23 protein-coding genes and 2 pseudogenes are annotated in these 19,400 nt (G+C 67.3%); 7 read left to right on the top strand and 18 right to left on the bottom strand.

Annotation, left to right across the window (positions count from 1 at the left end):
- Window positions 1–125 precede the first annotated feature (125 nt).
- From OG453_RS31495 to OG453_RS45395, 10 genes and pseudogenes are all read right to left on the bottom strand, one after another.
- Window positions 126–620 carry a hypothetical protein gene (locus OG453_RS31495; RefSeq protein WP_266871957.1) on the bottom strand — a complete coding sequence of 165 codons (495 nt, stop codon included), beginning with the start codon at window positions 618–620 and terminating at the stop codon, window positions 126–128.
- A 258-nt stretch (window positions 621–878) separates the two neighbouring features.
- Window positions 879–1,364, bottom strand: coding sequence for a transposase (locus OG453_RS31490; protein ID WP_266871956.1), 486 nt, complete (start codon window positions 1,362–1,364; stop codon window positions 879–881).
- Window positions 1,365–1,393: 29 nt separating this feature from the next.
- A complete protein-coding gene (locus OG453_RS31485; protein WP_266871955.1) occupies window positions 1,394–1,993 on the bottom strand; it encodes a transposase in 600 nt (199 codons plus the stop codon).
- Between the two features lie 936 nt (window positions 1,994–2,929).
- Window positions 2,930–3,756 (bottom strand): IS5 family transposase gene (locus tag OG453_RS31480; RefSeq protein ID WP_266873191.1). Its coding sequence is split into 2 segments (ribosomal slippage): window positions 2,930–3,405 and window positions 3,405–3,756, totalling 828 coding nucleotides; the frame shifts between segments, so codons are not numbered across the junction.
- Window positions 3,757–3,957: 201 nt separating this feature from the next.
- Complete coding sequence (locus OG453_RS31475) at window positions 3,958–4,668, bottom strand: bifunctional 2-polyprenyl-6-hydroxyphenol methylase/3-demethylubiquinol 3-O-methyltransferase UbiG (RefSeq protein ID WP_266871954.1); 711 nt, start codon at window positions 4,666–4,668, stop codon at window positions 3,958–3,960.
- 395 nt (window positions 4,669–5,063) lie between these two features.
- Complete coding sequence (locus OG453_RS31470; protein WP_266871953.1) at window positions 5,064–5,651, bottom strand: GNAT family N-acetyltransferase; 588 nt, start codon at window positions 5,649–5,651, stop codon at window positions 5,064–5,066.
- Window positions 5,648–6,161 (bottom strand): annotated as a pseudogene (locus OG453_RS31465) (transposase); the annotation flags it as partial. The pseudogene OG453_RS31465 and the gene OG453_RS31470, both read right to left, overlap by 4 nt.
- A gap of 3 nt (window positions 6,162–6,164) precedes the next feature.
- Window positions 6,165–6,494, bottom strand: a complete 330-nt coding sequence (locus OG453_RS31460) for a transposase (protein WP_266871952.1) — start codon at window positions 6,492–6,494, stop codon at window positions 6,165–6,167.
- Between the two features lie 434 nt (window positions 6,495–6,928).
- Complete coding sequence (locus tag OG453_RS31455) at window positions 6,929–7,918, bottom strand: ISL3 family transposase (protein ID WP_266871951.1); 990 nt, start codon at window positions 7,916–7,918, stop codon at window positions 6,929–6,931.
- Complete coding sequence (locus OG453_RS45395; protein ID WP_353962306.1) at window positions 7,834–8,091, bottom strand: hypothetical protein; 258 nt, start codon at window positions 8,089–8,091, stop codon at window positions 7,834–7,836. Before OG453_RS45395 ends, OG453_RS31455 begins: the two co-directional genes overlap by 85 nt.
- On the opposite strand from OG453_RS45395, the gene OG453_RS31450 reads away from it, so the two are divergent.
- The 5 genes from OG453_RS31450 (at window position 8,072) to OG453_RS31435 (ending at window position 10,957) form a co-directional block, all read left to right on the top strand.
- On the top strand, window positions 8,072–8,260 hold the full coding sequence (locus OG453_RS31450; RefSeq protein WP_266871950.1) for a hypothetical protein: 189 nt from the start codon (window positions 8,072–8,074) through the stop codon (window positions 8,258–8,260). The genes OG453_RS45395 and OG453_RS31450 overlap by 20 nt on opposite strands.
- A gap of 247 nt (window positions 8,261–8,507) precedes the next feature.
- On the top strand, window positions 8,508–9,356 hold the full coding sequence (locus tag OG453_RS31445; RefSeq protein WP_266871949.1) for a DUF817 domain-containing protein: 849 nt from the start codon (window positions 8,508–8,510) through the stop codon (window positions 9,354–9,356).
- Entirely contained in the window at window positions 9,353–9,658 is a 306-nt protein-coding gene (locus OG453_RS45390; protein WP_353962304.1) for a transposase, read from the top strand. Before OG453_RS31445 ends, OG453_RS45390 begins: the two co-directional genes overlap by 4 nt.
- Before the next feature lie 67 nt (window positions 9,659–9,725).
- Complete coding sequence (locus tag OG453_RS31440) at window positions 9,726–10,076, top strand: hypothetical protein (RefSeq protein WP_266871948.1); 351 nt, start codon at window positions 9,726–9,728, stop codon at window positions 10,074–10,076.
- A 302-nt stretch (window positions 10,077–10,378) separates the two neighbouring features.
- Window positions 10,379–10,957, top strand: a complete 579-nt coding sequence (locus OG453_RS31435) for a transposase family protein (RefSeq protein ID WP_323178686.1) — start codon at window positions 10,379–10,381, stop codon at window positions 10,955–10,957.
- 72 nt (window positions 10,958–11,029) lie between these two features.
- Here the strand turns inward: OG453_RS31435 and OG453_RS45190 are convergent, their stop codons facing one another.
- Window positions 11,030–11,332 (bottom strand): transposase, encoded by a 303-nt coding sequence (locus OG453_RS45190; protein ID WP_323178685.1) that lies wholly within the window; start codon window positions 11,330–11,332, stop codon window positions 11,030–11,032.
- A 457-nt stretch (window positions 11,333–11,789) separates the two neighbouring features.
- On the opposite strand from OG453_RS45190, the pseudogene OG453_RS31425 reads away from it, so the two are divergent.
- Window positions 11,790–12,164 (top strand): annotated as a pseudogene (locus tag OG453_RS31425) (carbohydrate-binding protein); the annotation flags it as partial.
- 94 nt (window positions 12,165–12,258) lie between these two features.
- On the opposite strand, the gene OG453_RS31420 reads toward OG453_RS31425, so the two are convergent.
- Window positions 12,259–12,885, bottom strand: coding sequence for a hypothetical protein (locus OG453_RS31420; RefSeq protein ID WP_266871946.1), 627 nt, complete (start codon window positions 12,883–12,885; stop codon window positions 12,259–12,261).
- Window positions 12,886–12,948: 63 nt separating this feature from the next.
- Window positions 12,949–13,659: a hypothetical protein gene (locus OG453_RS31415; RefSeq protein WP_266871945.1), complete on the bottom strand. Its 711-nt coding sequence runs from the start codon at window positions 13,657–13,659 to the stop codon at window positions 12,949–12,951.
- A 1,286-nt stretch (window positions 13,660–14,945) separates the two neighbouring features.
- Here OG453_RS31415 and OG453_RS31410 point away from each other — a divergent pair.
- Window positions 14,946–15,290: an STAS domain-containing protein gene (locus OG453_RS31410; RefSeq protein ID WP_266871944.1), complete on the top strand. Its 345-nt coding sequence runs from the start codon at window positions 14,946–14,948 to the stop codon at window positions 15,288–15,290.
- On the opposite strand, the gene OG453_RS31405 is transcribed toward OG453_RS31410, so the two are convergent.
- The 5 genes from OG453_RS31405 to OG453_RS31385 all read right to left on the bottom strand — a co-directional run bounded on the left by OG453_RS31405 (window position 15,291) and on the right by OG453_RS31385 (window position 19,213).
- Complete coding sequence (locus OG453_RS31405; protein ID WP_266871943.1) at window positions 15,291–15,728, bottom strand: DUF5994 family protein; 438 nt, start codon at window positions 15,726–15,728, stop codon at window positions 15,291–15,293.
- A gap of 159 nt (window positions 15,729–15,887) precedes the next feature.
- Complete coding sequence (locus OG453_RS31400) at window positions 15,888–16,775, bottom strand: slipin family protein (protein WP_266871942.1); 888 nt, start codon at window positions 16,773–16,775, stop codon at window positions 15,888–15,890.
- A gap of 73 nt (window positions 16,776–16,848) precedes the next feature.
- Window positions 16,849–17,124, bottom strand: coding sequence for a hypothetical protein (locus OG453_RS31395; protein WP_266873190.1), 276 nt, complete (start codon window positions 17,122–17,124; stop codon window positions 16,849–16,851).
- Between the two features lie 5 nt (window positions 17,125–17,129).
- Window positions 17,130–17,708, bottom strand: coding sequence for a DUF5994 family protein (locus tag OG453_RS31390; protein ID WP_266871941.1), 579 nt, complete (start codon window positions 17,706–17,708; stop codon window positions 17,130–17,132).
- 1,166 nt (window positions 17,709–18,874) lie between these two features.
- Window positions 18,875–19,213 carry a MerR family transcriptional regulator gene (locus OG453_RS31385; protein ID WP_266871940.1) on the bottom strand — a complete coding sequence of 113 codons (339 nt, stop codon included), beginning with the start codon at window positions 19,211–19,213 and terminating at the stop codon, window positions 18,875–18,877.
- Window positions 19,214–19,400: the final 187 nt, after the last annotated feature.

The raw sequence follows: 19,400 nt of genomic DNA, 5'->3' as shown, positions 1-19,400 counted from the left end.
CAGGCTTCACGCTACGAGGGGAGGGACAACCGCTTCGATGCGCCAAGAATGGAAGGCTGTGCACCAGGTTGATTGTGCTGGCGCCTTCTCCGGCGTGAAGGCGTCTGAGCGAGTAACTACCAACGCTACGAGGCAATACCCAACTGGGCGACGTCCGGCGCACCGAACAGGTCGTCGAAGCGACGGGCTCCCCGAGCGGAGATCAGAAAGTACGGGGCGCCCGATCCCGCAATGCTGTGCGGCCCCTTCTGTCCCGCGACGAGCACATCGTACGGCGACCACACATCAAGGCCATCGAACACGTAGTAGACCGGGAGCTGCGTCCAGGCAACAAGCTGCAAATGCGCCAGCACCGCAGCCCGTTCGACAGCATGCCGACCCGTTCGCCTGCTGGTCATACCGCCCTTGCAGTCGATCAGTACGAGGTCCTTGGCCTTCGCCGCAATGAGATCCGGGAACCAGCGAATGGAACTGTCGGTCTTCCGGAGCGCGCATTGAAGCGTACGGCTCAGCTGGCCTTGGCCCCAGAAGTTGACTTCCCACCCTCGCCCGGCGAGTTGCTCGGCGACGTACCGCTCATGCGCGTCGCCTATTGCTTTCCGCTGCTGAAAGCTCGTCATGGATGCAGTGTGGCCCGCAGAGCAGAGCAGGTAACCCATCATGGATTGAACCTAGCCAGTCCCATTCAGTCTCAGCATTTCTCACTGTGTTCGCGTCAGTCCGTGGACGTCCGGCTACGTCCGCACACGTTCACCGCAACTTGACCGAAATTCGACAGCACAGCTGCACTGTCCACCGTCGGCCCGTCCCGAAACGTCTCCGCCCCTCGGTAGACACCTGCCCGGCAGGGGGCCTCAGCCGTCACTGCCTAGCAGCCCCTATGCGCGGGGTTCTGGCTGTGGCTGTCCGATGAGGTGGAAGACCTCCCGGGCCGCACAGCGCTTGAGGCATCGCACGATTTCGCGCCGGGTCTTGCCCTCCTTGATCCGGCGCTCGAAGTAGCCCTGGGTGCGCGGATCAACCCGCAGGCGGGTGAACACGATCCGATGCAGCGCGGCGTTGGCCTGCCGGTCGCCGCCGCGGTTGAGGCGACGAAACTGCTGGCGCCCCGAGGATCGTTCGACAGGACTGACCCCGCACAGAGCGGCGAAGGACGCCTCGCTGCCCAGCCGTTCCGGGTTGTCCCCCGCTGCGATCAGCAGAGCGACAGCCGTGTCCGGGCCGATCCCCACCACCTCAAGCAGCTGCGGGGCATGACATTCCACGAGCCGGGCGAGACGAACGTCCACCTCCCGGATCTGCTCGGAGAGCTGACCGATCCGGCGAGCCAGCAGACCCAGGGTGATCCACGTGGCCTGCAGCACCGACTCCTCGCCGACCTCCTCGCGACTGCTCAGGTCGACGAACCTCGCACAGGTACGGAAGAGTTCGGCATTGCCCAGTCCTGCCAGTTCTTCCCGCAGGGCCGGGTCGGCAGTGATGAGAACGGCCTTGAGCTGTTGATGGCCTGCGTGCGAGCCTTGACGGCCGACACCTTCGTGAGTCTGTACATCCTGGCGATCTGCACCGGCCCGTCGCCCGCCTTTGCCCGGGCGCGAGCCCGCCCGCTCAAGACCGCTCGCGCTGCGTTCTGGGCATCCAGCGGATCCGATTTGCCGCGGCGCCGGCGATCCGCCCGGTCCATCCGGTTCACGTCCAACACGTCGACGCCCTGCGCCAGCAGATAGCGCGACAGGGACGCCCCGTAGGAGCCGGTCCCCTCCACCCCGGCCCGCCTGACCACACCCCACTTCTTGGCCCACTTCAGCAGACCCCGGTACCCGGCTGCGGTGGCCGGGAACTCGTCGGTGGCCAGCACGGCCCCTGTCACGGAGAGCACAGCACCCACGTGGGCATCCCGGTGCGTGTCCACACCCAGCACCACCTCCCCCGCAGGACGGCGACGGCGGGCCTGCGGAGCGAGCAACGTACTGGGCATGGTCGAAGTGGACATGCCCGTTCCCCTTCCGGTCCGATGACGTGTCGCGTCGCCGGTACCGGGCCGCGTCAGACGGTCAGAAACGTAAGAACGCCACAACACTCGGCAGGCCCCTATCGAGACACACCCCGCCAGCCCGGCACCGACAACGCACCGTCCCCGGCCAACAGCCGACACTGTGTAATTCAGACGCTCCGGTCAGAGATGTCGTGAGTCAGACCCCAGACCCGGGACAGCACCCACCAATCCTCCCGCCCGCCACAGCATCCCCGCCCGGAAACAGGGAGCATGCTCAGTCCCAGCTCTTACGGCACCGTGATCTGACACCGGCCGATCGTTCGCGACCAATTCGCAACAGGTCGCCAAGCAACAGCGCTCCTCACGGCGAGCACTCGATACGCTCGAAGACGCCGCATCTGTATGAGCAGCACCTGGTCGGCGAGGACCTCACCTGTCACATCGCTGTCACCAACAGCGTCGACGCACCAAGACCACCATGACCAAACCTGCGCGAACGCCGCCGAACTGGACCACGTGGACGTCAGAAGACGGTTCTGCCTACCTGTGCCATGTGGTACCCAGTGAGGGACCGAGGATCAGGACAGGAGCGTCTTCTGGCCCGTCAAAGCGGTATTGCAGGGTGTTCATCGGTGTCTCACTCACTCGCCTGACCCTCTCATCTGTCACGACAGCCCCTATGAGCGGGGTCCTGGCTGTAACTGTATGACCAGGTGGAAGACCTCTCCGGCCACCTCACGGCTTCCCACTTCCTGCCCGATTGCGTATTCACTCCCGGCACACCGCCCCTGCAGGGCGACGACGACGGGTCTGCGGAGCAGGCGGCGTACTGGACAGGGTCGAACTGGACACCCACGTTCCCCCCTTCCGGTCCGACGGCGCGTCGCGTTGCCGGCACCGGGCCGCGTCGGGCGGTCAGAATCGTGAGGACGCCTACTGTCTCTGACAAAGGCGTTGGACGTGTCGGTGGGTGATCAGGCAGATGGCCAGGCCGAGGAAGGCTTCGTGGGTGTCGTCGCGTCGTTCCCAGCGGATCCGCAGACGACGGAAACCGTGCAGCCAGGAGATCGTGCGCTCGACGACATAGCGGAAGATGTCCAGGCCGGTGCCGTGCGGCTGACCCCGCTCCGCGATCACTGGGCGGATCCCGCGCTGCCAGAGAAGTCGTCGGTATTTGTCGTGGTCGTAGCCGCGGTCGGCCAGGAGTGCGTCGGGCTTCCGCCGTGGTCGGCCGACAGTGCCGGCGACGGGAGGGATCTTGTCGAGCAACGGCAGCAGTTGGGTGATGTCGTTGCGGTTTCCGCCGGTCAGCGAGACCGCGAGCGGGATGCCCTGCCCATCGACGATGAGGTGGCGCTTGCTGCCCGGCCGTGCACGGTCGACCGGGCTGGGCCCGCTTTTGGGCCCCGTCGCGCGGCCCGGACGCGGGAAGAGTCGATCACCGCCCTCGACCAGTCCAGCTTGTCCTTCGACCGCAACTCCTTCAGCAGCACCGCGTGCAGACGGTCCCATACACCGGCTTCGTTCCAGGCGGCCAGGCGTCTCCAACAGCTCATACCCGACCCGAAACCCAACTCCTGGGGCAGGTACTCCCATTGGATGCCGGCGTGCAGGACGAAGAGGATCCCGCACAGGGTCTGCCGGTCCGGTAACCGCGGTCTGCCTTCGGCCAGCTTCGGGGCAGGCTCGGGCTGCAACGGCTCGATGAGCGACCACAGTTCGTCCGACACGATCCACGGCCGCGACTGACGGTTCCCCATAACCAGACCAACGATCCGACAAGCCAACAGCCACATGATCAACCGCTTTTGTTAGAGCCAGTAAGCGGACACGGGAGTTCTGGCGTTGCGTCCCTTCCCAGGTGGGGCTGAGATCTGGGGCGTGTGCAAGAGCAAGAGTCTGGCTGCGAGCGGGGCCGTGGAATTGGTCCCTGATGCTCTGGCCGGTTTCCCCTCGCCCCATCACGAAGGGCGATGGGTGTGGTGGGCCGTTCTGGGGCGGGCGATGAGGTGGAAGTGGCGGGCGACGCGCCGGTAGGGGTCGATGCGGCCGGCTTCCCACTCTGCTTCGAGCACTCTGTCGAAGTCGTTGCCGACGGGTTCGTCCTCGAGGTGTTCGGTGAATACCCGGACTCCGTACCACTGCACGAGGTCGATGTGGTCTTCGGCGAGGATCCGTAGGATCTCGGTGCGGTCCACGCCGAAGCTGATCGTGCCGATGCTGCTGTATTCCACCGGGCTGTGCAGTGCTTTGAGTGCGCCGTCCCAGTCCCGTGCGAGTCCTCGTTGCATGGCCAGGACGTCGGCCTGATAGGCGAGGAGGGAGATGAGACCTTTAGGCCGCAGGCATTGCGTGAGCACGTGCAGCAGGGGGGCCGGGTCCTGCAGGTACATCAGGACGCCGTGGCACAGCACCGCGTCCCAGTCGGCGCCTACCAGCTGCGGGGCCTGCTCGCCGGTGCCGTGGCAGAAGCTGACACTGCCCGGGGAGTTGTCGGCGTGTGGCAGCCAGGCGGTGCGGGCTTTGGCCAGCATGTTCTCGTCGGGGTCGAGAACGGTGACGTGGTGGCCACGATGGGCCAGCATCCGGGCCTGCACGCCGGTGCCACCTCCGACATCGAGCACACGCTGCGGCGGTGCAACGGGAAGGTGTTCCATCAGCGCTCGGTCCACAAGCTGGTGGCGTACAGCGCCGCGGAGTGTGCTGCTGCGGCGGGCATACCAGTCGGCAAGCGGCTGACCGTGGTGGGTGGACGTGGTCCAGGAGTTCATCACACGCTCTTCGAGGTCAGAGACTGGAAAGGGGCGTATACAGCGGGGAAGCGTGTCGCTCTTGGAGATCCGGGCACTCGGACTCGTTCTCACCTGCCGTCGATGGCCAGTTCCGCAACTGGATGTACCTGCCTTCCCAGGAGTCGTACCGCTCGGGCAGGTCCAGCCAGGGCAAGCCGCGGTACCTCCAGAGGTTCGCTTCGGTGCACCCGCCGACGCTTACGGCACTGGCCTCCCCGCTTCACCGTCTGGTCCGGTAACAGGGGCTCGATTCACGCCCGTTGGGGGCCACTCAGCTACGCACAAGAACAACGATCCGATGATCCGAGGGGCACGGCATAACGCCTGCAAATCATTAACTCCTTGTCTTGATCTCTCATGGGGGATGCCGATTGTGGAGTCATTGTCAAGATCTGTGGATCGGGCCAGGCTGAGGCGATTTGGTGGACATCCTGATCTTGATGTCGTTCTCGCTGTGACGAGTGACCTCGTGCAGGCTCAGTCGCCGGTAGAGAGCCTGGGCGCTGATTGACCGCGAGGACGTCCAAGGTGAGGTCCTGGGCCATGCCGAGACGGGCCTGGTGCAGGAGGCTGCGGATGAGCTGGCTGCCGATACCGCGTCCCTGATGGTCGGGGTGAAGCTCGATCCGCGCCAGGTAGATCTCCGTCGGCCGGTGCTCGACGTGGAGCATGCCGACTTCCGAGCCGTCGGCGGTGATGATCTGCCATCGGTCCGGGGTGAACGCGCGGGCGTGGAAGCCGCGTTGAACGTGTTCGTCCCAGCCCCAGATGGCCGTGACGTAGGCGCCCATGGCGGCTTTGTGCAGTTGGAAGCAGTACTCGCTGTCCGAGGCAGTGGCCAGCCGCAGGCCGATGGCCGTCATGCCGCCCACTCCCGGGGCCGCTCGACGAGCTGGCCGCGTTCGAAGCGGGCTCCGGCGCGGACGAGGGCGACGAGGTGGGGTGCGTTCACGGCCCGCCACCGCTGCTGGGCGGACTCGACGAGCTCGAAGACCATGGCCAGGGCGGCGGTGCGGGAGTCGGCGCCTCGGGTGACGCGGGTCCGCAACCGGACGGTGGAGAACGTGGACTCGATGGGATTCGTGGGTCCGCAGGCGGATCCAGTGCTCGGCCGGGAAGTCGTAGAACGCCAGCAGTTGCTCCTGGTCGTCGATGATCTTTTTGACGGCCTTGGGGAACTTCGCGCCGTAGAGCTTGGCGAACGTCTCGATCGCCGCTTCGGCGTGGTCGCGGTCCTCGGTGCCTGTGATGTCCTGGATGGCCTTCTTCGCGCCCGGCTGCACGGACTTCGGCACGGCGTCGAGGACATTGGCCGTTTTGTGAACCCAGCACCGCTGTTCGCGGGTTTCGGGGAACACCTCGGCCAGGGCCCTCGCTTAAGCCCGGGCACGAGCCCGCCCGCTCAAGACCGCTCGCGCCGCATTCTGCGCATCGAGCGGATCCGACTTGCCGCGCCGACGGCGATCCGCCCGGTCCATCTGATTCACGTCCAACACATCCACACCCTGCGCAAGCAGATAGCGCGACAGGGACGCCCCGTAGGAGCCGGTCCCTTCCACCCCGGTCCGCCTCAGCACGCCCGCCTTCCTGGCCCACTTCAGCAGATCGCGGTATCCCGCCGCGGTGGCCGGCAACTCGCCGGCGGCGAGGACTGTCCCCGTCAAGGAGAGCACCGCAGCCACATGGGCATCCTGGTGCGTGTCCACGCCCAGCACCACAACCCCCGCAGGGCGACGACGACGGATCTACGGAGCAGACGGCGTATTCGACGTGATCGATGTGCGCATGGCCGATCCGGACATGCCCGTTCCCCTTCCGGTCCGACTGCGCGTCGCGTTGCCGGTACCGGGCTGCGTCAGGCGGTCAGAATCGTGAGGACGCCACAATGATCGGCAGGCCCCTATCGGGACACGCCCCGCCAGCCCGGCACCGACGACGCACCGTCCCCGGCCAACGGCCGACAGTGCGTGACACAGGCACTTCGGTCAGGCATGTCATGAGTCAGACCCCGGACCCGGGACAGCACCCGCTCATTCTCCCGCCCCTCACGACACCCGCACCCCGCGTGTTCCAACTCGCCCGTCGACCGAGGCTATGTGGCGACTGGCGTTCGATGATGGCAGGAAACGGGGTCTTCGAGTCAAGCGGTGCGGAGGTGTCCGCGGGCTCGTCGTGTCGTGACACAGCGTGTCCGTAGACGCTGACTGTCAGCGTTGCGGAAACCGAACGCGTTGCGGGCGACGAGCTTGATCACGCGGTTGATGCCCTCGCTCTTGGCGTTGCTGTGACCGGTGTCGAAGAACGTGGCGATTTCGGGCCACCAGCGGTCGACGGTGGCAGCGAGGGTGCGGACTTCGGGGATGTCGGAGTCCGCGCACCAGGTCAGGAACTTCCAGCGGGCATGGCCGACTTGGTGCCGGTCGGCGCCGGTGCAGGCCAGGGCAAGGACGGTGCGCAGGCTCTCCTTGGCGATCCACGCCGTCAGCAGGATCTGTCCGACCTTCCCTTCGTCGAGCAGGGGGTTCCACATCTTCGCGAACTGCTCGTCGGTGAGGTCTTCCCGATTGCGCAGGAGCCGGAGCCTGGCCTTCCCTTCCGGGTCTGCGGCCCGTCCGCGCCGGCCCCGGAGCTCGGCGGTGGTGCGGCGCCGCACCAGGGAGAGCATCTTGTTGGCGAGCTGGACGACGTGAAAGTGATCGACGACCACGATGGCGTCGGGCAGACCGGTGCGGATCGCGGCCCGGTAGGTGGCCGACATGTCGATGGCGACATGACGGATGGTGTTGCGCCAGGCCAGGGGCGTGCTGGACAGCCAGGCCAGGACGTCAGCGACGGCGCGGCCCTCGACCTGGCCGAGCAACCCGCCGATGCCGAGCGCGTCGACGAACCCGGTGTGCCGGCGATCCCGCGTCAGCTGCCACTTCCCGGTGCCGGGATCCTGCTCCCAGCGGGTGCGGCCGCGCCGGGTCTCGTCGATGCCCAGCACTGAAACCTCGGGCAGCGGCGTCTCGATCACGGTCGCGGTGGTGATGCGGAAGGCGTCCATCACCACCGGCCAGGACAGATTGAGGTCGCGGGCGGCCTGCACGACGGTGGAACCGGCATCGCGGACCGGCGTCCGGCCGCACACCGCAACCGCTCGGTCAACCGGGCCCCGGCCGGTATCTGCGGGATCTGCTCGGTGAACGATTTCCGAGGACAGGACACCTCCCGGCACCACCAGCGTCGCTTGTGCCACACGAACTCCAGGCGGCGCTCTGCGTACAGGAGATCACGCGGCCGGGTGGTCGCCGCCCCCTTCACCCGGGCCGCGAACACCCCGCACACCGGGCAGGCCCTGGCCGAGGCGTCCGCCGTGGCCAGATGGACCCGGCGCGTACCGTCCCCAAGCCGCTCGACCCGGATGACGGACACCCCGTCCAGGTCCAGCAGCAACGTCGTATCGCTGACCAAGCCCGTGGCTCCCCGCTGATCCTTCTGCTGAGAGAACAGAAATGATCAACCAGGACCACCAAAGACGCGCCATGCGTGGGCGAGGTCGACCTGGACGAACAGTTGATGAGGCTGCTGAAGGGCTCGGGAGAGTAGGCGATGGGGCGGGGCCTTCCCACTCACGTCCATGCTGAAGCGACCCTCAGCGCCCTGCAGGAAGCCCGGCCCGCCGGTCCGGTCCTCGATGCAGCAACCGGGGCGGGCAAGAATTCGTCCTACAGGGCACCATGTTCACCAATAGCATCAACGGCCCCCTGGCTGTATCGGTTCGTCAGCTGCGCGATTTCGCCTGGATACACATCCGGGCCTGCTCTTTCGCCATCGCGCTACTGTCCGGGGTCGCAGCGTCCACCGTACTGCCCCATCTTCCTGTGGCGCGTTATGACCTGCTCGTTGCCTACGGCGCCCTGCTCACCCTGCTTTTTTGGCTGCGTGGCTGGGAAAACGGCCGGGATATCGCTGTCATCGCCGTCTGCCACGTCATCGGCCTGGCTTTCGAGCTGGTGAAAGTGTCCCTCGGCTCCTGGAGCTATCCGGAGCCTGCCGTGCTGAAGTTCGCGGGCGTCCCGCTGTACGGCGGTTTCCTCTACGCGGCTGTTGGCAGCTACGTGTGCCGAGCCTGGCACCTGTTCGACCTGGAGCTGGTCCGCTATCGCCCGCGGGCGACAGCAGTCGTGGCCGCGGCGATTTACGTCAACTTCTTCAGCCACCACTGGCTGCCCGATGTGCGCTGGCTGCTGGCCGGACTGCTCCTGGCGGTCACGGCGGGCACCTCGGTGCGTTACACGGTGCGCGGTGTACGCCGACGGATGCCGCTGGCGTTCTCGTTCGTGCTGATCGGTTTCTTCCTGTGGGTGGCGGAGAACCTGGCCACCTATGTGGGCGCCTGGCGCTACCCGTACCAGCTTGATGGCTGGCAGCCGGTCGCAGTGGACAAGTTCGGCGCCTGGGCCTTGCTGATCAGCATCACCTTCGTCCTGGCGGCGGTTGGCCGGTCCCATCGCAAGGACAGCGTCAGCGACACGCCACCGAGCCCGGGCGTCCGGATCAATCGAGACGATCGTCCTCAACCATGATTCCGGCATCCCCGAGGTCGCCACGCCCACTACCACAGTCGATCACTGGTGGGCCCGAGACCGCCGCGTTCCTCGACACCGGTCACAGCAACGCCAAGAGCGAGGGCATCAACCGTGTGATCAAGCTCGTCGCCCGCAACGCGTTCGGGTTCCGCAACGCTGACAGTCAGCGTCTACGGACATGCTGTGTCACGACACGACGAGCCCGCGGACACCTCCGCACCGCTTACGAGGCTGCGAGCGAAGTTCCGGGCTCACGCGGGGTCGTCGCCGACGTGGGCAGGGCCTGGAGTCTCAGGTGATGTCGCCACCCAGATGGCAGCTTCATGCAACGGGAACCGGCACGGGCAGCTGATCGTCATGCAGAGCATGCCTTCTGCTCTCATTCTTGGTTTCGACCCGCACGCAGTGCCTGGTATGGACGGGGACGCCATGCGCGTGGTCCTGGACAAGGAACTGGCCCGTTTTGGCGAACATGCCGTCGATGCTTCCATGACGCTGATTGCGCCGGACGAATCAGCCCAGTCCATGGTGGTCGCGGCGCTGTACGAACGAGACTGGGACGTCGTCGTCATCGGGGGTGGGATACGCAAGCCTGAACCTCTGCTGACGTTCTTCGAGCAGGTCGTGAACCTGGTCCGGCAGCATGCACCGGGGGCCGCGATCGCGTTCAACACCAGCATCGACGACAGCGTCGAGGCAGCCACGCGGTGGCTATGAGACCCAGCCCGGCAAAGATCAACTGGGATGGGTAGAAGTCGGGCGTGACGTGTAGGCGGCCGCACGGGTTCCTCGTGTGTGACGACGAAGGAATGGGCCCGTGCGGCCTTGTCCCATCCAGCCTTCACGGGTATTTCCCATGCGCATCTCGGCGGTTTGATCGAGGAGTTGGCCGCTCCATGGACTGCACGCTGTCAGTCCGCGCTGCAGGAGCGGCGAGGCGGAAAGCGTAGGCAGCAGCCGGGCGCCGGGCCGAAGCACGACCTGGTGTTCACCGACGGGTGCTGGTCACCCTGGTCCACTTGCGTCACCAGCTCCCGCACGCCGCTCTTGCGGAGCTGTACGGCCTGGAGCGGTCCACCATCACCCGGGCGATCGGGGAGATCCGTCCGCTGCTGGCCGAGCGGGGCTTCGCCGTCCCCGACCGGCCCGGGGTGCGGCTGCGCACGCTGGCAGACGTGTTCTCCTACGCCGCCGCCGAGAACGTCACCTTGCGGATCGACGGCACCGAGACCCAGGTCCGCCGCCCCAAGGCCCACCGGCCTGGCCGCTGCGCGTTCGTCTCCGGCAAGAAGAAGCAGAACACCATGAAGACCACCACCATCAGCGACTCCCAGGGCTGCACCCTGTGGTCCGGGGCCGACCGGCCCGGCCGCATGCATGACCAGACTCCGATGCGCAATGAGGGCATTGCCGAGCAGCTCCGCCTTCACTCGCAGGTGAAGGCGGAGGTCGACAAGGGCTACCGAGGGCTGGCCAACGAGTTCCCCGACCAGGTCAGCGCCCCGCCGAAGAAGTGGAAGACCTCCCGAGCCGCATGCCGTTTGAGGCAACGAACGATTTCGCGCCGGGTCTTGCCCTCCTTGATCCGGCGCTCGTAGTAGCCCTGGGTGCGTGGGTCGACCCGCAGGCGGGTGAACACGATCCGGTGGAGCGCGGCGTTGGCCTGCCGGTCACCGCCGCGGTTGAGACGGCGGTACTGCCGGCCCCGAGGAACGCTCGACAGGGCTGACCCCGCACAAAGCGGCGAAGGACGCCTCGCTGCCCAGACGTTCCGGGTTGTCCCCCACCGCGATCAGCAGAGCGACAGCCGTGTCCGAGCCGATCCCCACCACCTCAAGCAGCTGCGGGGCAAGACATTCGACGAACCGGGCCAGAAGAACGTCCACCTCCCGGATCTGCTCGGAGAGCTGCCCGATCCGGTGAGTCGGCAGACCCAGAACACCAACGATGCGGGCGACACTCCGCGTTGCCACTCCGGAATGCAACGCTCAACCTCACCCACGCGTGTACTTCAGCGCGGGTGCACTGCTACGCGCGCGCAGCGATCCGACCGTGATCGTCTCGCGACTGCCGACACTTTCGTGAGGCACGACTGTCTCCCTGCTGCGCACCGAGGGGGCTGCGCTCCCGGCGACAGCAACTTGACGGGGCTGATCGGTGAACTCGTCGCCAATCATGGACGGGTGGGCCGCCGAAGGACGTCGCACGCTGCCCCGCAGGTGCGCTGGCAGCGCTCGTACGACTGGGGTACGGCCGGCGCTCGCGGGGTTGGTGCAGGGCGATCGGCTCATGCGTGCCGGGGTTCAGTCTCAGGTCGACACGGCCGCCGTGTGGGGTGTCAGTGTTCAGCGTTGGGCCACCACGGCTGCCGTAGCCGCGGCCAGGATGCGGTGCAGGACGAGGATCGGGATGGCCGGGTTGGTGACCGCCGCCCAGACCGTGAAACTCACCGTCAGCGGCGCGCCCGCCGGCGTCACCGCCTCCCTCAGCCCCACATCGGTGACGGCCGGAGGAACCTCGACGCTCACCGTCGCCACGACCATGGCGGCAGTCAATGGCACGTACAAACTCGTGGTCAGCGGCGCGAGCCCAGCCGCCGCGCACTCGGCGACGTACTCGCCGACCGTCACCGGCGGCAGCGGCAACCAGTGCCCGGCGGCGCCCTGGGCCTCGGGCACGATCTACACGGGCGGCCAGCAGGTGTCGTACAAGGGCCACACCTGGAAGGCCAAGTGGTGGACGACGGGTGAGGTGCCCGGCACCACCGGGGAGTGGGGCGTCTGGCAGGACCTCGGCGCCTGCTGAGTCCTCTGCCGGACCCGATCGGTCCGCACAGGAGCCCGGGCACTGTCGGCCCCCGGGCTCCTGTCTCTCCCGCCGGTCCGGCGAGGGAAGCCGGTCAGGCTCCGATCCACGCGGCTGTGGTCAGCGCCCCCAGGGTCGCACCTGCCGCGGTCTGCAACACCGTGTGATAGCGCAGAGCCACTCGGGACCAGCACACCACCATGGTCGCGGCGTAACCCGCCAGCCACCAAGGACTGTGAACGACGGCGAGCAGTGCGACCACGGCCGATGCGACCGCCGAGTCGACGGAGATCTTCCAGACGGTGTTGACGCTCAGCAGGACGACGGTCATCACCCACAGCGCGACCATGGCCCTGATGACGTCCGACGGCGCATGCCCCAGTGTCATCAGGAGCGCGCCGGTCCCGACGGACGCCAGAATCACGAGGAAGATGGGCGCCCGCTTCGTCCGGTCCACCACGTGGCGGTCGCCCCACGTCCCCCGTTTCCGTTCGAACTCGATATAGGCGGCGGGCACCACTCCCGCGCAGAGCGCACCGAGGAGCCCCCATGCCAGCCCGGCGAGGCCACCCGCGAGGGCTCCGATCCCAAGCATGCCGACCACGAGTACGTTGCGCGGCTGCAAGGCGTCCGTGACGGCGCGGGCAACGCTGCTCGTGGACGTGCAGGGGCCCGGCCGAGCTAGGGGCAGATTCACTTTCGTCCTTCGTCCTTCGTTCATCGGGCAACACGAACCAGTTCATGGCGGCGAGACACAGGTCACGCCCGACGCCGTCCTGTCGGACTAGCGTCGGATCGTCGCCGCCAGTGAACCCACCGTGATGCGCGGCGTCTTCCGCGGATCGAGGTCGGGTCGGACCATCCGGTGCCCAACTCCCCCCACCAGGGCGCCCAGTCCGAACCCGTACACGACGACCAGTCCGTGCCCGTTCTCCTGGGCGAACCACATCACCAGCCCGAGCACGGGTGCCGCAACGGCGAGCAGCCGGTCCTTACGGTCCTTGGCGCGCAGCAGCAGACCGGCAGCCAGGGTTGCAGCGAGGAAGTAGGTGGGTCCCGAACTACCCGCGAAGTTACGGGGATCAGTGCTGCGGCTCGCTTCCATGAAGAGCGAGTCGATGTGTTGCGGAAGAAGGATCCCGGCCACGAACAGGCCGATCATCAAGGGCCCGCCCCAGAACCACTCCGCGAGGGCCGCCACCACGGCGACCGTCGCGATGTTCCAAGCCCCGCCCAGGAAGCCGCCGTTCTGCATGACGACAGAGGTGACCACACGCCACCAGCCGGACTTGCTCGGATCCGCGTCGAAGGCGTCCATGGCCCCCGCCCAACTGAGTTGCGTCACAACGCCGGCGAGCGCCACCGCGAGCACGGCCGCGGCGGCCCAGGGTATGCGCCGCTGCGGGATCGAGTCCGGCCCGATCAGCGCCAGGCCCGCCTTGAACATCAGCACCATCAGCGCTGCCGTGGTCACGTTGAACAGCAGATTACCCATGCCTGCCTCCCCCGTCGCTCGCATGCATGGTCGAATACGGAGGTGACGCTACTGGACGTGATCCACTCGGCAAGCGTCGGATTCCGCAGCTGAGCTACTTCTTTGCGAACTTTATGCAGTCCGCCGGAGTCAGGACGCCCTCCAGAGTCGCTCTCGAGATCCGGCACGGGTGCGGCCTCATGGCGTAGCGGAAATGCGCAGAGCTGAAACTGATCGAGGGGTGTCCAGGACAAACCTGGGGGTGGGCAGTACCGGCCGCGACGAGCTCCCCTCCACGGCCGGACCAGCCTCAAGAGGCCGACGGGTTCACCGCCACTGGATTAGGCGAGAACTTCCCCATACCTCAGATGCGCAACGCGACGATGCGCGGCATGAATAGAACCTCTCGATGATTCGGGGCATCAACGGCGCGTGCCGTGTCGAAATGCCAGAGTTGCTTGTGTCGGCGCCCTGTTCGGCGTGGAGGCGTCTGAGAGAGCAACTACCCAGCCTATGAGGCAATACCGAATTGGGCGACGCTCGAGGTGCCGAAAAGGTCGTCGAAGCGACGGGCTCCCCGGGTGGAGATCAGAAAGTACGGGGCGCCTGATCCCGCAATGCTGTGCGGCCCCTGCTGTCCCTCGACGAGCACGTCGTACGGCGACCACGCATCGACGGTCCCCGTCATGGAGAGCGCCGCAGCGGCATGGGCATCCCGATGCATGTCCCCTCCAGCGCCATGTCACCTGTAGGGCAACGACGACGGGCCTACGGAGCAGGCTGCGTACTCAACATGGTCGATGTGCGCAACCGACAACGCGCCATCCCTGGCCAGCAGTCGACACTGTGACACCAAGACACCTCGGTCAAACAACACGTGAGTCAGACCCCGGGCCCGGGACAGCACCCGCCCATCCTCCCAGCACGGCTGCTGCGGTCAGGGAGCATTCCCGAGACTCGTGCTTCGCATGGAAGCCGGACTCGCCCGTGTTCGAGCCCAGCGGGTTCGCGGCCGCGTCCGCGCTCTGGCCGACGTTCGAGAGCCTGTTGTGCATGACCTTGAGCGTGGGTCTGCTGATCGGTTGGTCTTGGGTGGTGTGGGAGGGACTTCGGGGGCAAGTCGGCTCCCACATGGCGCCGGAGCGGGGATACGCATGGCTCATCACTCGTTCGAGTCTGAGATCCCGCAAGCCACTTCGCCTCAGTGTCCGGCGGCGTAGCTTCGGGTGGTTGGCTCGGGCCCCGGTCCCTGGTGAGGGCTTTCTCAGCCCACCCATTCGTGCACCTCACCAGGGATCGAGGGCGTCATGCCCAACCCTCCGCGAACATCACTACTCGATACCCAAAGTCGTGGACTTAGCGTTGTTGCCACGCTGCACGGCGAGATTGATCTGCTGACGGCGCCGGCGCTCAGTGCCCTGTTGGCGCCGCTGACCGGGTGCGCTCGGCCGGATGTGCTGGTCGACCTGCGGCAGGTCGCCTTCATCGACGGAACGGGCCTCGCGGTCCTCGCGGTTGCCCGCGATGCCGCTACCGCGCACGACGGGCGCCTTCGTTTGATCTGCACGCACCCCCTCACGCTGCGGATCTTGCATCATCCTGGGCTGGGATTCGGCTTCGATGTCCTCGAGAGCCTCCCTGCAGCAGCTTGATCAGGCAAGGAGGGGATGCCGTGGGAAGAGGTCGGGCCGTGAGGGACCTCCGGCACTCTCGGCGGTGGCCATCAGGCGTGTGGCCTCGGCTTTTGCCGTGTGGGGAGGGACGGCCAGGAGGTCCCATCTGCCCCTGCCGGGTGCGATCAGGCAGACGGTGTCCGGGGTGTGCGGACCGGCGGCCCGGTGCAGCTGGATCACGTGATTGGCGATGAGGATCCGGCCGGGGAAGGCGGACCACGTGGCGGCGTTCACGGTCACGTGGGCGATCTGTGCCCAGCTGTGCGGCAACGCGCGGATCAGGCGCGGCAGTTCAGCGGTCAGGTCGTCGGATCGGGGCCACCAGGCGCCGTCGATGTGCTGCGGACCGTTTCCTGGCGGTGCCAGGCGCAGGCGGAGCGGGCGAAATGATCTCAGGGGCCGGGGTGTCGTGGCCATGGGTGCGGGTCCTCCAGTGCGGGAGAGCGGTGTCTGGTCTGTTAGGGGGCGCGTGCTCCAGGAGCCGGATGGAGGTGCGTACCGGTCGGGGTGGAAGCCGACCGGGTACGTCGATGCCCTGGTAAGCAGGCGGGAGTTGGCCCTGGTCGAGGTGCGGGGTCAGACCTGTTGTGGGACCGCGCCGGGCCTGTGGTTCGGTCCGGGATCGTGACGCGGCTCGGTGAGGTCGGCCGGGTCCGGAGTCGCGGGCAGGGCCGGTGCCGGCGCCGCCGTGGCGGCTGCGGATTCCCTGCTGAGGAAGGCGCCCAGTTCGCCGATGGTGCTCATCAGCGGGGCGGGGAAGACGACGGTGGTGTTCTTGTCGACGCCGATCTCCACGAGGCTTTGCAGGTTGCGGAGTTGGAGTGCCAAGGGGTGCGCCATCATGGTGTCCGAGGCGTCTCCGAGTGCCGCGGCGGCGAGCGATTCGCCTTCCGCGTTGATGATCTTCGCCCTCTTCTCCCGCTCCGCCTCGGCCTGCCGGGCCATCGCGCGCTTCATGCTCTCGGGCAGCTGGATGTCCTTGAGTTCGACCAGGGTGACCTCCACCCCCCACTCGGCGGTGGCTACGTCGAGGATCGCGCGGATGTCGAGGTTGATGCGGTCGGTCTCCGACAGGGTCTCGTCCAGCGTGTGGCGGCCCACGACCTTGCGCAGGGTGGTCTGGGCGATCTGATTGGTCGCGGCGTGGACGTTCTCGATGGCGACGACCGACTTCACGGCGTCCACGACGCGGAAGTACGCGACGGCCGATACGTCGACGCTGACGTTGTCGCGGGTGATGATGCCCTGCGACTGAATCGGCATCGTCACGATGCGCAGCGACACCCGGTGCAGGACGTCGACGATCGGAACGATGGTGCAAAGCCCGGGAGTTCGCGTTCCGGCCAGGCGTCCGAGCCGGAAGAGGACCCCTTCCTCGTACTGCTTGACGATCTTGAGGGCCATTGCGAGCCCCAGCAGGGCGAGCAGGCCGATGACGACGATGAGGATGATCAGGAGCTGCATGTGCGCCTCTGTTCGGCGGGGGCCGTGCACATCGTGCGGTCAACTGCACGTCCCAGGAGGGAAGTGCGTCGGGTCAGCGCTGACCGTGTGTCCGGCGGATGCGGCGCCGTGGGCGCAGGCGCCCTCGGCCCCCGTCCCGGTGATCGCGGCGCTCGGGAGCGGAGGGCGGCCGGGGCAGGGCCGGGAGCGGTCGGGTGGTGGTGCCGCGAGCGCCTCGGCCGGTGGGCTGAGAGTGGTCGTAGTGGTGCAGTGCGATCCTGTCGGCGCGCTGGGCGTTGAGCCGCTGGATCACGTACGCCGCTCCCATGACCAGGATCAGCAGGACGCCAACGGTCAGGGACGTGTCCATGGCGATCACGCCCCTGCTCCCGGACGGCCGGCCAGGGCCACGGCGGCCAAGTGGGTCGAGGACGCGCCGCCCTCGTACTCCCACGCCCCTTCGGGGTCCTGTACCCGGCCGGCGGACGAGTCGCCGTGGCGGGCTTCCTCCGCGGACACCAGTGCGCTCGCGGTCAGCGGCGCCCCCGTGGGGTCGCTCGCGGCGGCCATCAGCCGGGCGGCAGCGGCAGGGCGGGTCTCAGGTGGGATCACCAGCAGATCCCAGCGTCCGACGCCGTAGGAGAGCAGCAGGACCTTGTGCGGGTCGAGCTCCGTGGTGAACCAGCCGACCTTCACCACGTGCCCGCGAACGGGCACCTTGCGCGGGATCACGGGCCAGTGAGTGGGATTGACGGCGATGCGGGTGATGCGCCCCCAGCGCGGGTCCAGCACGTCGGTCAGATCGGGCAGTTCACGCAGCAGGTCGCGGGAGCGGGGCCACCACGCGCCGTCCAGCAGGCCACGGGGGGTGCCCGGGGCTTTCAGCGAGAGGCGGGCGGCCGGCACGGCGGGGTCCGTGGGCGGCGGTGGGAGAAGGCTGATGGTCGCGGACATGGCGCGAACCCGTCTCCAGGCAGCTGTCCGAGGGCAGTTGGCTGGTGTATTTGCTCACCGAGAACGACTAGGGCGCGATGGCCGGTGTGCGACATGCTCTCGGCGCCTCCAGGTTACTCCCCGGTCAGGCGCAACGGACCGTGCGAAGCAGCCGAGTTCGCATGCCTCCGCTCCCGGGGTTCGTGTCACGACTCGTCCCCGGCGTCACATGACCCGAAGCACGGGGGCATCGCGCGCTTTGGTGGGAGGCTGGCCGCACAGGAGTTCCGGCCCGGGACGATCGGGCCGGACGGCCGCCGCTCCCCCTGGGCGACGGCCGTGGGCGCGAGGATGCGAGGCCCCCTCACCGCGTCCTCACGCGGTCCTCCACGGCAACAGGGACGCGGGAATATCCCGCTGCACTCCCTGCAGGGAGGACGAAGGCTGGAGCCGTGTCGTCGGCGATACGGCTCCGGCCGGGCTTCGACGGTGTGCGCCGGCTCAGGGGCTGGGAGCCTGGGGACCGGTGGATGACGGTGATGCGTACATCACCGTCCGGCCCATCTGTCCCTCAGGCAGCGTAGGGCGGGAGTCGTGAGCTGTGAAGGGGCACACGACCGGCGCACCCGGGGCCCCCGCACCTGCGGCCGACTACCAGCAGACGGTTACCAAGAGGCTTCTGGCGGCCTGGGCCCCGACCGCTGGCCTCACTCGCCACTGCCGTGGGCCTTGGGGTATCGCGCCCGAGTTCACCGCCCGGGCTGGGACCGGCTGACCCCTGATCGCACCACGGTGGCATGCGCGGTGCCCATCCAGCGGAGCATCACCGCCGGCAGCGACGGCTCTCCCGAGAGCCTGGACTCCGCCGACTCAGATGCGGTGATCATCTGACAGGGACCGGATAGCACGAAGCTCGCCGCACACCTGTTCAAACCGCTGCCGGAGTCTTTGATTCTCTTCCCGGAGCGGGAGGCTCTCCGCGACCAACCGCCGAGCGCAGTCCTGAGCAGCCTCGGCCCGTTCCCGCACAAAGGCCGTTCCCGGCCATGCGCACCTCGCAGCAGCGGTGCCTGAGCGATCCATGGTTCAGCAGACCTCGTTTCACTGACTGATCCCGCCGAAGCGGGAGTCAACCACCATGTGATCAGTGAAGAAGCTGCCGGGGAGGCGGACGCTGCCCAGCCGCCTCAGGTCTCAGCCGTCGGATCGGCCGATTCGGCGGCGCGGCGGTATTCGGCGTTGATGCGCTGCGCTTCCTCGAGCTGGTCTTCGAGGATGACGATGCGGCAGGCGGCCTCGATGGGCGTGCCCTGGTCGACGAGCTCCCGCGCGCGTGCGGCGATGCGCAGCTGGTAGCGGGAGTAGCGGCGATGCCCGCCCTCGGAGCGCAACGGAGTGATCAGGCGGGCCTCGCCGATCGCGCGGAGGAATCCCTGGGTGGTGCCGAGCATCGCGGCGGCCCGGCCCATGGTGTAGGCGGGATAGTCGTCGTCATCGAGCCGGTTGAACGAGTCGTCTGCTGTCATTGGACCTCTCTGTGGAACGCGCTTGAGGGGCCCGGGTGCCTTATGGCACCCGGGCCCCGAAGGAACTGCTACACCATCTGCCGGCCCTGGTACTGCGCCGGCCTTCTGTTTCCGCTGGCCCGACCTGGAAGATGTCGGGGCCGCGGGGATCGCGGTTGCTTGACCGGAGACCACCTCACTATCGATG

The sequence above is a fragment of the Streptomyces sp. NBC_01381 genome (genome assembly GCF_026340305.1).
Lineage (GTDB): Bacteria > Actinomycetota > Actinomycetes > Streptomycetales > Streptomycetaceae > Streptomyces.
This window is presented reverse-complemented; position numbering and strand designations above follow the sequence as displayed.

What these genes read in the sequence shown, in the direction of transcription:
- OG453_RS31495 (WP_266871957.1), bottom strand. Translation starts at nt 620, where the DNA reads ATGACGAGCTTTCAGCAGCGGAAAGCAATAGGCGACGCGCATGAGCGG.
- OG453_RS31485 (WP_266871955.1), bottom strand. Translation starts at nt 1,993, where the DNA reads ATGTCCACTTCGACCATGCCCAGTACGTTGCTCGCTCCGCAGGCCCGC.
- OG453_RS31470 (WP_266871953.1), bottom strand. Translation starts at nt 5,651, where the DNA reads ATGACGGCCATCGGCCTGCGGCTGGCCACTGCCTCGGACAGCGAGTAC.
- OG453_RS31445 (WP_266871949.1), top strand. Translation starts at nt 8,508, where the DNA reads ATGTTCACCAATAGCATCAACGGCCCCCTGGCTGTATCGGTTCGTCAG.
- OG453_RS45390 (WP_353962304.1), top strand. Translation starts at nt 9,353, where the DNA reads ATGATTCCGGCATCCCCGAGGTCGCCACGCCCACTACCACAGTCGATC.
- OG453_RS31440 (WP_266871948.1), top strand. Translation starts at nt 9,726, where the DNA reads ATGCCTTCTGCTCTCATTCTTGGTTTCGACCCGCACGCAGTGCCTGGT.
- OG453_RS31420 (WP_266871946.1), bottom strand. Translation starts at nt 12,885, where the DNA reads ATGAACGAAGGACGAAGGACGAAAGTGAATCTGCCCCTAGCTCGGCCG.
- OG453_RS31415 (WP_266871945.1), bottom strand. Translation starts at nt 13,659, where the DNA reads ATGGGTAATCTGCTGTTCAACGTGACCACGGCAGCGCTGATGGTGCTG.
- OG453_RS31410 (WP_266871944.1), top strand. Translation starts at nt 14,946, where the DNA reads ATGCCCAACCCTCCGCGAACATCACTACTCGATACCCAAAGTCGTGGA.
- OG453_RS31405 (WP_266871943.1), bottom strand. Translation starts at nt 15,728, where the DNA reads ATGGCCACGACACCCCGGCCCCTGAGATCATTTCGCCCGCTCCGCCTG.
- OG453_RS31400 (WP_266871942.1), bottom strand. Translation starts at nt 16,775, where the DNA reads ATGCAGCTCCTGATCATCCTCATCGTCGTCATCGGCCTGCTCGCCCTG.
- OG453_RS31395 (WP_266873190.1), bottom strand. Translation starts at nt 17,124, where the DNA reads ATGGACACGTCCCTGACCGTTGGCGTCCTGCTGATCCTGGTCATGGGA.
- OG453_RS31390 (WP_266871941.1), bottom strand. Translation starts at nt 17,708, where the DNA reads ATGTCCGCGACCATCAGCCTTCTCCCACCGCCGCCCACGGACCCCGCC.
- OG453_RS31385 (WP_266871940.1), bottom strand. Translation starts at nt 19,213, where the DNA reads ATGACAGCAGACGACTCGTTCAACCGGCTCGATGACGACGACTATCCC.